Genomic DNA, 10,698 nt, shown 5'->3' with positions numbered 1-10,698 from the left:
ACGACGGAATCCTTGCCGCCCGAAAACAGCAGCGCCGGCTTGGCGCATTCCGCTACCAGCTCGCGCAGAATGTGGATCGATTCCGCTTCCAGCCAATCCAGGTGGTCCATGCGGTTCGTCGTGACCGAAAGCGGGGTCGTGGCGGAGGGTTCCAGAATCGTGCTCATATGGGTGTCGTTCCTATCGTTTGCCCGGCCGGCGCCGGTTATCCAGCGTTGCCGCGGGCACTCGTCTACTGCGTTGCTTCGTTATGCCGTCGGTTTCGTATCGGCGGGGATGACGCTGATCGGCGGAAGCTGCGACATCGGCGACATATGCAAGCCGCACTCCTTCGTATCGCGCGATTCCCACCACCAGCGTCCGGCCCGGCTGTCCTCGCCGGGGCGGATGGCCCGCGTACAGGGCTCGCAGCCGATGCTCGGATAGCCGCGCGCATGAAGCGGATTCACGGGCACGTCATGCTGCGTCAGATATGTCCACACTTCCGCCTCGCTCCAATCGGCGAGCGGGTTGTACTTGGCGATGCCGCGCGCGGCGTCGTGCTCTTCTTCGTGCAGTTCGGCGCGCGTCACCGACTGCTCGCGGCGCTGGCCCGTCACCCAGGCATCGACACCTGAGAGCGCACGGTTCAGCGGCTCGACCTTGCGGATTTCGCAGCAACGCTTGCGCAATTCGACGCTTTCGTAAAACGCGTTGAGTCCATGCTCGCTGACATAGGCGTCGACCGATTCCGGTTGCGGATGAAACTGCTCGATCTCATACCCATAGCGTTCGCGCACGCGCGCGATCATGTCGATCGTCTCGGCATGCAACCGTCCTGTATTCAACGAGAAGATGCCGATTGCGGCGCCGCGCGACAAAATCGCATGCGTGAGCACCATGTCCTCGGCCGCGAGGCTGCTCGCGAGTTTGACCTTGCCATCGTGGCGGGCCGCGATCGTATCGATCAGCGCATTCAGGCGTTCGACCTTGGCGGCCAGCGCCGCGCTATCCGCGCGGCCGGCCAGCTCGGCTGGGTTGACCACGGCGCTCATGCGCGCTCCTCCGCGGCCGCGGCGCGGCGACGAAAAAGCGGCTGCGGCGTGTCGACCGCCGATTGATACTGCACCGAGAACTCGCCAAACGCTTTCAGCGCATCGTGAATGTCCTTGTCCGGGCGGACCGCGAACGCGTCGAAGCCGCAACGCGCCATGAAGTTCAGCTGATCGCGAAGCACGTCGCCGATTGCGCGCAACTCGCCGCGCCAGTCGTAGCGCTCGCGCAACAGGCGCGCGATGCTGTAGCCGCGGCCGTCGCGAAACACGGGAAAGTCCACGCCGATCAGCGCGATTTTCTCGAAGTCGACAACGAGATCGGCCGGCTCGTCATCGGGCGCGAGCCATACGCCGAGCGACGCCGTGTCGCGCTGCGCAACAAGCGCTTCACGCGCTTGCTTCCACAAGACGAACGGCACGAGTATGCGACCGGCGGGAAGCTGATCGAGCGTCGGCAGGCTGCCGTCTTCAAGCGCGCGTACGAGATGCCAATCGTCCTCGAGCACGGTCCGGTTCTTGATAATCGAAGTCATCTGCGAGTGTTCCTTCTCTTTCCTTCTTGCTCTCGTCGGTGTCAGGCGTGCGCGGGCTGGCGCGACGCATAGACGCGTTCCTTGAACGGCGCCATACCGATTCGATTATAGGTATCGATGAACCGCTCGCCGTCGATACGATTTTCGACGAAAGTATCGATCACTTTGGTCACGACATCGGGCATTTCCTGAGCCGCGAACGACGGCCCGATCACACGGCCGAGATGCGCAAGCGTCGCGCCCGTGCCCTGTTCGCCGCCGAGCGTCAGCTGATACCACTCCGAGCCGTCCTTATCTACGCCCAGAATGCCGATGTTCCCGACGTGATGGTGGCCGCACGAATTGATACATCCCGAGATGTTCAACGACAGGTCGCCCAGGTCGTACACGTAGTCGAGATCGTTGAAACGGTCCTGGATCGCCTGCGCGATGGGCAGCGACTTCGCATTCGCGAGCGAGCAGAAATCGCCGCCCGGGCACGCGATGATATCGGTCAGCAAGCCGATGTTCGCGGTCGCGAAACCTTGCTTCTTCGCCTCTTCCCAGAGCGCGAACAGATCGCGCTTCTTCACGTCCGCGAGGATCAGGTTCTGTTCGTGGGACACGCGAATTTCACCGAACGAGTACTGGTCGGCCCAGTCCGCCACGGCTTCCATTTGCTCCGCGGTCGCATCGCCGGGCGCGCCCTTGGGCGGCTTCAAAGACAGCGTGACGGCAGCGTAGCCCGGCACCTTGTGCGGGCGCATGTTGCGCTCGACCCAGCGTGCGAACGCCCGGTTTTCAAGCAGATGCTTTTCGAACGATGCGTCCGTATCCGACAACTTCTCGTACGGCTGCGGCTGAAAATGTCGCGCGACGCGGTCGTATTCCGCTTGCGTCAGCGTCGAGGGACCGTCCTTCAGGTGCTGCCATTCCTCTTCGACCTGCTGCGCGAACTTCTCGGGGCCGAGTGCCTTCACGAGAATCTTGATGCGCGCCTTGAAGAGGTTGTCGCGGCGGCCGAAGCGGTTGTAGACGCGCAGCACGGCCTCGCAATACGTGAGCAGGTGCTGCCACGGCAGGTTTTCGCGAATCACGGCACCGATGATCGGCGTACGGCCCAAACCACCGCCCGCGAGGATCGCGCAGACCACCTCGCCCGCTTCGTTCTTCGACAGATAGACACCGAGATCGTGGATCTGCACCGCAACGCGGTCTTCTTTCGATCCCGACACGGCGATCTTGAACTTGCGCGGCAGCCAGCTGAATTCGGGGTGGAAAGTCGACCATTGGCGCAGAATCTCCGCCCACGGGCGCGGATCGACGATCTCGTCGGGCGCCACGCCGGCGAACTGGTCGGCCGTGATGTTGCGGATGTCGTTGCCTGACGTCTGGATGCCATGCATCTGCACCGATGCCAGGTCTGCCAGCAGGTCGGGCGTGTCCTCGAGCTTGATCCAGTTGTACTGGATGTTCGTACGCGTCGAGAAGTGACCGTAGCCACGGTCGTACTTGCGCGCGATGTGTGCGAGCATGCGCAACTGGTCGCTGCGCAAGTTGCCGTACGGAATCGCGATGCGGTGCATGTACGCGTGGCGCTGCATGTAAAGGCCGTTCTGCAGACGCAGCGGGCGGAATTCATCCTCGCTCAATTCGCCCGACAAGCGGCGGCGGACCTGGTCGCGATACTGCGCGACGCGCTCGTCGACGATAGTCTGGTCGTACTGATCGTATTGATACATTCGGGGACCCCAGGTTGTGTCGCGCCGCGGCCTGGTCCGCGACGCCCGAATTGCTGTCCGTGCCTGCCGACGCCCGCCATCCGGGCCGCCAGCTCATTTGCTAATGACGAAAACTGCTAAGCGTATTGATAAACGTCTGGGGATCGTAATAAACTGGCCTTATATTTCAAACGACTTAAAAATTGTTTCCTTATGCGCAAGGGTTATAAATGAACCTGCACCAGTTCCGGTTCGTGCGCGAGGCCGTCCGCCAGAATTTCAACCTGACGGAGGCCGCGAAGGCGCTCTACACGTCGCAGCCCGGCGTTTCGAAGGCGATCATCGAGCTCGAGGACGAGCTTGGGGTCGAAATCTTCACTCGGCACGGCAAGCGCGTGCGCTCGCTGACCGAGCCGGGGCGGATCATCCTGGCGTCCGTCGAGCGGATCCTGCAGGAAGTCGAAAGCCTGAAGCGGGTCGGCAAGGATTTCGCCGCGCAGGATCAGGGCAATCTCATCATTGCGGCTACGCATACGCAGGCCCGGTACTCGCTGCCGGCCGCCATCGCCGAGTTCAAGCGACGTTTTCCGAAGGTCCACCTTTCGATTCTGCAAGGTAGCCCGACGCAGGTTGCCGAGATGGTCATGCACGACCATGCCGACATCGCCATCGCGACCGAGGCGATCTCCAACTATAAGGAGCTGGTCTCGCTGCCGTGCTTTCAGTGGCATCACGTCGCGATCATGCCCGCGGACCACCCGCTGCTGCAGCGCAAACAGCTTTCACTGGAGGATCTGGCGCAGTACCCGCTCATCACGTATGAAGCCGCGTTCGCCGGCCGCACGAAGATCAACGAGGCGTTCGCGCGGCGCAATCTGACGCCCGACGTGGTCCTCGAGGCAATCGATGCCGACGTCATCAAGACCTACGTCGAGTTGGGGCTCGGCGTGGGCATCATGGCCGATATCGCCTTCAACGCGGAACGCGACAAGCATTTGCGCGCCATGCCGGTCGGCCATCTCTTCGGCACGAATCTGACCAGGATCGCCCTGAAACAGGGGGCGTATCTGCGCAGCTATGTCTATACGCTCGTCGAGCTGCTTTCGCCGTCGCTCACGCGCAAGCTGATCGAGCAAGCGCTCAAGGGTGAACACGAAAACTACGAGCTCTGAAGTCACAACAACCGAGAGAGAGATCACATAGTGTCGATCGCCGCCTTCTTGCGCCGCGCCTGCGCGTGCGCCGCATTTGCGCTTGTCTCCGCTGCGCACGCCGACCTGAAGGTCGGCATCGATTTGTCATCGACGGGGCCCGCAGCCGTGATTGGCATCACGAGCAAGAATGCCATCCAGATGTGGCCGACCACCATCGCCGGTCAAACGGCGCGGTACATCGTGCTCGACGACGGCACCGACCCGGGCAAAGCCGTTGCGAACATCCGCAAGCTCATCGATGAAGACCATGTCGACGTGATCGTCGGGCCGAATATCACGCCGGCGGCGCTCGCGGCGCTCGACCCGGTGGCCGCCTCGCATACGCCGATGATCACGCTGATCGGCTCCGCGAGCGTTGTCGAGCCGCAGGAAGGCAAGCGCGTCTGGGCGTTCAAGATGGCGCAGACCGATGGCGCGATGGCCGATGTGATGACGCGCTACATGGCGAACCATGGCGTGAAAACGGTCGGTTTCATCGGTTTCGCCGACAGCTACGGCGACGGTTGGCTCAATGAGTTCACGAAGTTTGCCGAGCTGCGGCATATCCGGCTCGTCGCGACCGAGCGTTTCAATCGCAACGATGCGAGCGTGACCGGGCAGGTATTGAAGCTCATGGCGGCCAGGCCCGATGCGGTCCTCGTTGCGGGTGCCGGTACGCCCGCTGCGCTACCGCAGCGCACGCTCGTCGAGCGCGGGTTCAAGGGGCCGATCTATCAGACGCACGGCATTGCGACACCCGAGTTCATCCGGCTCGGCGGCAAGGAGGTCGAAGGTACCCTGTTTCCGACCCAGCCGGTCGTCGTGGCGCGTACGCTGCCTGCCGGTCATCCCGCGAAAAAGGCGGCCCTCGCCTTCGTGACGGCATATGAAGAGAAATATGGCGCAGGATCGGTGACGCAGTTTGCCGGCGACGCCGCCGGCGTTTATCCGCGTTTGCAGGATGCCGTGGCGCGAGCGTTGAAAAAGGCACAGCCTGGTACGGAGCAGTTTCGCGAGGCATTGCGGGAGGAGCTCGAGCACGCGCACGAGCTCGTCGTGCCCAACGGCGTCGTGAACACGAGCGCGAAGGACCACGTGGGGCTCGATCAGCGTGCGAGCGTGATGGGTGCGATTCGTGGTGGGAAGTTCGTCTTTATCAGCGAATGATGGGGGCAGCGGTTTGCGCTGAAGGCCCGACGCTGCCGCCGACGGGTGGAATTGCCCAATCGCGCGCTGCGGAATGTTGCCGACGCCCGCGTTTTCGGCCATAATCGCGCTCTTCGCCAGCGCATTCTTGCGCCGGCCACCGAAAGCCCAGGTGGTGAAACAGGTAGACGCAGGGGACTCAAAATCCCCCGCCGCAAGGCGTGCCGGTTCGAGTCCGGCCCTGGGCACCAGAACTCTCGCTAATCCCTTGATTTCCCAATGAATCACCCGCCGACCGGCGTCAATCCGGCGCAGCGTGATGCCGTGACGCGCCTCGACGTCCAGCAGGGCCTCCGGAAAAGCCCGAGGCCGAACGGCGGCGACGGCGTATAGTGCTTTTTCCATCTCTGCGAGCGAGGGCGCAGACATGAACTTTCGCGAAACCATCGGCGCGCGCAGCTACTGCTTCGACAGCCTGGCGGCCCTGCTCGCCAAAGCCAGCCCGCGCCGCTCGGGCGACGAGCTTGCCGGGCTCGCCGCCGATTCGGAGGCGGAGCGCGCGGCCGCGAAAATGGCACTGGCCGCCGTGCCACTTCGTGCGTTCCTGGATGAAGCGGTGATCCCGTATGAAGCCGACGAGGTCACGCGCCTCATCGTCGACGATCATTCGCCCGAAGCGTTTGCGCCGATTGCGCATCTGACCGTGGGCGATTTTCGCGATTGGCTGCTGGCCGACACCACCGATAGCGCCATGCTGACGGCCGTTGCCGCAGGTCTTACGCCCGAAATGGTGGCCGCCGTGTCCAAGCTGATGCGCAATCAGGACTTGATACTCGCCGCGCGCAAGCGTCCCGTCGTCACACGCTTTCGCAATACGGTGGGATTACCAGGCCATCTTGCCGTGCGCCTGCAGCCGAACCACCCCACCGACGATCTGAAAGGCATCGCCGCGTCGATCGTCGATGGGCTCATGTACGGCTGCGGCGACGCGATGATCGGTATCAACCCCGCGTCGGATTCGCTCGCTGCTATCACGGCGCTGCTGACGATGATGGATGAATTCCGCCGCGCGTATGACGTACCGACGCAGACATGCGTACTGACGCACGTCACGAACACGCTGGCCGCGATCGAAAACGGCGCGCCCGTCGACTTGATCTTTCAATCGATCGCCGGCACAGAGAAGGCCAATGCCGGATTCGGTGTCTCGCTATCGCTGCTCGCCGAAGCGTACGACGCAGGTCTGTCGTTAAAGCGCGGGACGGTTGGCAACAATCTGATGTACTTCGAGACAGGACAGGGCAGCGCGCTTTCCGCCAATGCGCATCACGGCGTCGATCAACAAACCTGCGAGGCCAGAGCTTATGCGGTCGCCCGCAAGTTCAATCCGTTCCTGACCAACACGGTAGTGGGCTTCATCGGGCCGGAATACTTGTACGACGGCAAACAAATCATCCGCGCGGGCCTCGAAGATCACTTCTGCGGCAAGCTGCTCGGCGTGCCCATGGGCTGCGACATTTGCTACACGAACCATGCCGAAGCGGACCAGGACGATATGGACACACTGCTGACCTTGCTCGGCACCGCCAACGTCAACTTCATCATGGGCGTGCCCGGCGCCGATGACATCATGTTGAATTATCAAAGCACATCGTTTCACGATGCGCTCTATGTGCGGCGTCTGCTCGATCTTCGACGCGCACCCGAGTTCGAAGCGTGGCTCGAATCGATTCGCATCACCGATGCGGCCGGGCAGATCCAGCATCAGTCAAGCAAGCCGCTGCTCCTCGATTGGATTCCATCATGAAAGAGGAAGGCCAGGATGTGAGGGGTAGGCATACGGGGACGATCGAAAAGAACCCCTGGAGCGCGTTGCGTCGGTTCACCGATGCCCGCATCGCACTGGGACGCTCGGGTGCGAGCCTGCCGACTGCGCCGCTGCTCGCGTTCATCGCGGCGCACGCACAAGCACGCGACGCAGTTCACGCGCCGCTCGATACCGAAGCGCTCAGGCGTGAACTCGATCGGAGGACGCTCGATTCCATCGAAGTGCACAGCGCCGCACAAAGCCGCGAGCAGTACCTGCGGCGTCCCGACCTTGGGCGAATACTTGATGCACCGAGCGCCGCGGATCTCGCGCAACACGCGACGTCGGCGGAAGTGCGGCCCGATCTGATCTTCGTCATTGCAGACGGACTGTCGGCTCGCGCCGCGGCGTCCCACGCGCTTCCTGTCATCGATCGGACCATCGCACAGTTGAAAGGCTGGCACGTGGGCTCGATTGTCGTGGCAACGCAGGCGCGGGTAGCGATTGGCGACCCCATAGGCGAGTTGCTGAAGGCGAACATGGTGGCGGTGTTGATCGGGGAACGGCCCGGGCTCAGTTCGCCGGCGAGCCTCGGTATCTACCTGACGTACCAGCCGCAAACCGGACGCAGCGATGCGGAACGCAATTGCATTTCGAACGTGCGGCCGGAGGGGCTCAATTACGATGCGGCGGCGTTCAAGCTTCTACACCTGCTCGAAGCAGCGCGAACGCGCAAGCTCACCGGTGTCGGGCTGAAAGACGAAAGCGTTTGGGACGGGGCGCTATTGGGTGCGAACGAGAGCGCGCGGCAGTGAGCGTTGAGCTCGCGCCGCGCCCGTTTTCGTGTTCAGACCGGCGACGGATTGCGCTCGGCGAAACCTTCCTGATGCCAATAGGGATAGACTGGCCTGACCCTGCTCGCCTCGTCGAGCTGCCGCATCTGCTCCTGCGTCAAGCTCCATCCCACCGCGCCGAGATTTTGCCGCAATTGCTCCTCGTTGCGCGCGCCGATCAGCACCGTGGAGACGGTCGGCCGCTGCAGCAGCCAGTTGAGCGCGATCTGTGGGATCGTCTTGCCAGTCTCCTGCGCAATGGCATCAAGCGCGTCGACCACGCGGTACAGGTACTCGTCGGGCACCGGCGGACCGATATCGGCCGTCTTGTGCAAGCGGCTCACCTCGGGCAACGGCTGGCCACGGCGTATCTTGCCCGTCAGCCGCCCCCAGCCGAGCGGGCTCCAGACGACAGCGCCGACGCCCTGGTCGAGCCCCAGCGGCATCAACTCCCACTCGTAGTCGCGGCCGATCAGCGAGTAGTACGTCTGATTTGCGACGTAGCGCGGATAGCCGTAACGGTCGGCTACGTCGAGCGATTTCATCAGATGCCAGCCTGAGAAGTTCGATACGCCCGTGTAGCGAATTTTGCCCGCGCGAACGAGGTCGTCCAGTGTCGAAAGTACTTCCTGCATGGGCGTCTTTGCATCGAAGCCGTGAAGTTGGAACAGATCGATGTAGTCGGTCTGCAGGCGCTTCAATGCGGCGTTGACGGCGCTGATCAGATGGTGACGCGACGAGCCCACGTTATTCGGTTCGTCGTTGACGCGGAAGGTGGCCTTCGTCGAAATCAGGACCTTGTCGCGGCGGCCTCTGAGCGCTTCGCCCAGGGTCGACTCCGATGCGCCATCGGAGTAGATGTCGGCGCTGTCGAAGAGCGTCACGCCGGCGTCCAGACAGATGTCGACGAGCCGGCGCGCCTCGGCTACGTGCGTTTCGCCCCAGGCTTGAAAGAGCTCGCCCTTGCCGCCGAATGTGCCTGTGCCAAAGCCGAGCACCGGGACTTTGAATCCCGATGCGCCGAGATGTCGATATTCCATATTTGACCTCGCTGAAAAGGGACGGAAGATTCCGGCGCCTGAAGCCGGCCTTTCAGCGTACTGCAATGGAAATTTGGGCGCTGGCAGGTGCGCAGTTTGGCGTCGTCGGACGAGGGAACGTCACATTCGTAGGCCGAACTGCGCCGCCCATTGACCGGGCGAATGCACTGTCGCGGATTGGTTTCGCCAGTGGACGATGCCCAGCTCGATGGAACGAATGCAAATCACGCTCAGATAGTCCTGATCCGCGGCTTCGGGCCAATCTAGCAATGCGGCTTTGGCCACTTGCGGACTGATTTGCTCGCAATGAAGATCGGAATCGGGCAGCGTAAAGGAAATCGCGGCGCCGCGAGTGGTAGTAGTGCCGCCTTGGGACCGACTCATGCGCGAGGTGCCGACGCTGACGCCCACTTCGCCGACGCCCGGTACCGTCGATACCGCCTGCTGAACTCGACCGAGCTCGCGAAAAGTCGGACTCATGAAGTGCATCCCGATGCCCGCGCCGATTGCAATCACGATTGCAACGCCGGCCAGTATGTTCCAGTGCAACGGCCGAACCGGCGTGCGCGTCCCGGTCGTCGCGGCCACGGGCACAACGATAGTGGACGTCGCGAGATCCTGAAGTGTTCTGCGCGTGGGCCGATTGAAGAGATAGAGATAGCCGAGCGCGAATAGCCAGACGGCGAGCAATACGCCGTTGATCAGCACGAGCCACTGCCACGCGGGCGCATTCCACATGGAGCCGATGAATGGAGAACCGCCGAGGACAGTGGGCACGCCGACGATCGCATAGCGCAGCCATGCCTGCGAGTACCGCACGGGACCGAGGCCCGTTGGATCGAGACGGGCTACTTTGATATTCATGAGCCGCTTGCCAAGCGACTGACCGCGCCCCGGCGCGCCTTCGAGGAAGGTGAAGTAGAGCGCGCCGATCGCGAAACCGATCAACTTTCCCCATTGCCCGAGGCGCATGAGCGCGTCGCCCGCGAGCACAATGAGTGCTAAGCCGATCAGGGCGAGAATCAATCCGTCGAGCCAGAATGCGAAGCTTCTGCGCCAAAAGCCCACCACATTTCTTGTTGGTCGACTGTCGTCCGGCTCGCCCGTAATGGCGTTCATTGTGTTCCTTTTTTCATTACTGATTGGCTCGGCAGGCCTGGGATCCACTTCTTCTCCTGCGGATGCAACTGCCGATTAAACAAATCCATTCCTATCGAAATGCTATCTGAACCACGGACCCAAGCTTTCGGGCTCGTCGCTCAGTAGGCCAGCTCTTCGGAGATCCTTAGCAGCTTGCTGAAATACCACTCGCCTGGTCATCGGACGAGGTGGCCGAAGCGTTGATAAGAAAGCCCTGTCTGCCTCCTGAAGATCATGCGCGGTAGCGACACATTCACCGAGAAGTTGTTCAC

Annotated in this window: 9 protein-coding genes, 1 tRNA gene and 1 pseudogene; 5 read left to right on the top strand and 6 right to left on the bottom strand. The window is 62.3% G+C overall.

Going from position 1 to position 10,698, the window contains the following annotated elements:
• The 4 genes and pseudogenes from GWC77_RS25840 to GWC77_RS25825 all read right to left on the bottom strand — a co-directional run.
• A pseudogene (locus tag GWC77_RS25840) lies at positions 1-167 on the bottom strand (sulfate adenylyltransferase small subunit); the annotation flags it as partial.
• Between the two features lie 81 nt (positions 168-248).
• Positions 249-1,034, bottom strand: a complete 786-nt coding sequence (locus tag GWC77_RS25835; protein ID WP_173261699.1) for a phosphoadenylyl-sulfate reductase — start codon at positions 1,032-1,034, stop codon at positions 249-251.
• Positions 1,031-1,567: a DUF934 domain-containing protein gene (locus GWC77_RS25830; protein ID WP_173261696.1), complete on the bottom strand. Its 537-nt coding sequence runs from the start codon at positions 1,565-1,567 to the stop codon at positions 1,031-1,033. The genes GWC77_RS25835 and GWC77_RS25830 overlap by 4 nt, the downstream gene beginning before the upstream one ends.
• Positions 1,568-1,608: 41 nt before the next feature.
• Positions 1,609-3,288: a nitrite/sulfite reductase gene (locus GWC77_RS25825; protein ID WP_173261693.1), complete on the bottom strand. Its 1,680-nt coding sequence runs from the start codon at positions 3,286-3,288 to the stop codon at positions 1,609-1,611.
• A gap of 209 nt (positions 3,289-3,497) precedes the next feature.
• Between GWC77_RS25825 and GWC77_RS25820 the strand changes: the two genes are divergently transcribed.
• From GWC77_RS25820 to eutC, 5 genes are all read left to right on the top strand, one after another.
• Positions 3,498-4,439, top strand: a complete 942-nt coding sequence (locus tag GWC77_RS25820) for a CysB family HTH-type transcriptional regulator (RefSeq protein WP_173261690.1) — start codon at positions 3,498-3,500, stop codon at positions 4,437-4,439.
• 36 nt (positions 4,440-4,475) lie between these two features.
• Entirely contained in the window at positions 4,476-5,627 is a 1,152-nt protein-coding gene (locus GWC77_RS25815; protein ID WP_367949114.1) for an ABC transporter substrate-binding protein, read from the top strand.
• A gap of 145 nt (positions 5,628-5,772) precedes the next feature.
• A tRNA-Leu gene (locus tag GWC77_RS25810) sits at positions 5,773-5,857 on the top strand.
• Positions 5,858-6,033: 176 nt separating this feature from the next.
• On the top strand, positions 6,034-7,413 hold the full coding sequence (locus GWC77_RS25805; RefSeq protein WP_173261683.1) for an ethanolamine ammonia-lyase subunit EutB: 1,380 nt from the start codon (positions 6,034-6,036) through the stop codon (positions 7,411-7,413).
• Complete coding sequence (eutC, locus tag GWC77_RS25800) at positions 7,410-8,228, top strand: ethanolamine ammonia-lyase subunit EutC (protein WP_173261680.1); 819 nt, start codon at positions 7,410-7,412, stop codon at positions 8,226-8,228. Before GWC77_RS25805 ends, eutC begins: the two co-directional genes overlap by 4 nt.
• 32 nt (positions 8,229-8,260) lie before the next feature.
• Here eutC and GWC77_RS25795 read toward each other — a convergent pair whose 3' ends face one another.
• On the bottom strand, positions 8,261-9,286 hold the full coding sequence (locus GWC77_RS25795; protein WP_173261677.1) for an aldo/keto reductase: 1,026 nt from the start codon (positions 9,284-9,286) through the stop codon (positions 8,261-8,263).
• 120 nt (positions 9,287-9,406) lie between these two features.
• Positions 9,407-10,405 (bottom strand): RDD family protein, encoded by a 999-nt coding sequence (locus GWC77_RS25790; RefSeq protein ID WP_173261674.1) that lies wholly within the window; start codon positions 10,403-10,405, stop codon positions 9,407-9,409.
• Positions 10,406-10,698: the final 293 nt, after the last annotated feature.

It is taken from the genome of Paraburkholderia sp. NMBU_R16, assembly GCF_013282575.1.
Lineage (GTDB): Bacteria > Pseudomonadota > Gammaproteobacteria > Burkholderiales > Burkholderiaceae > Trinickia.
This window is presented reverse-complemented; position numbering and strand designations above follow the sequence as displayed.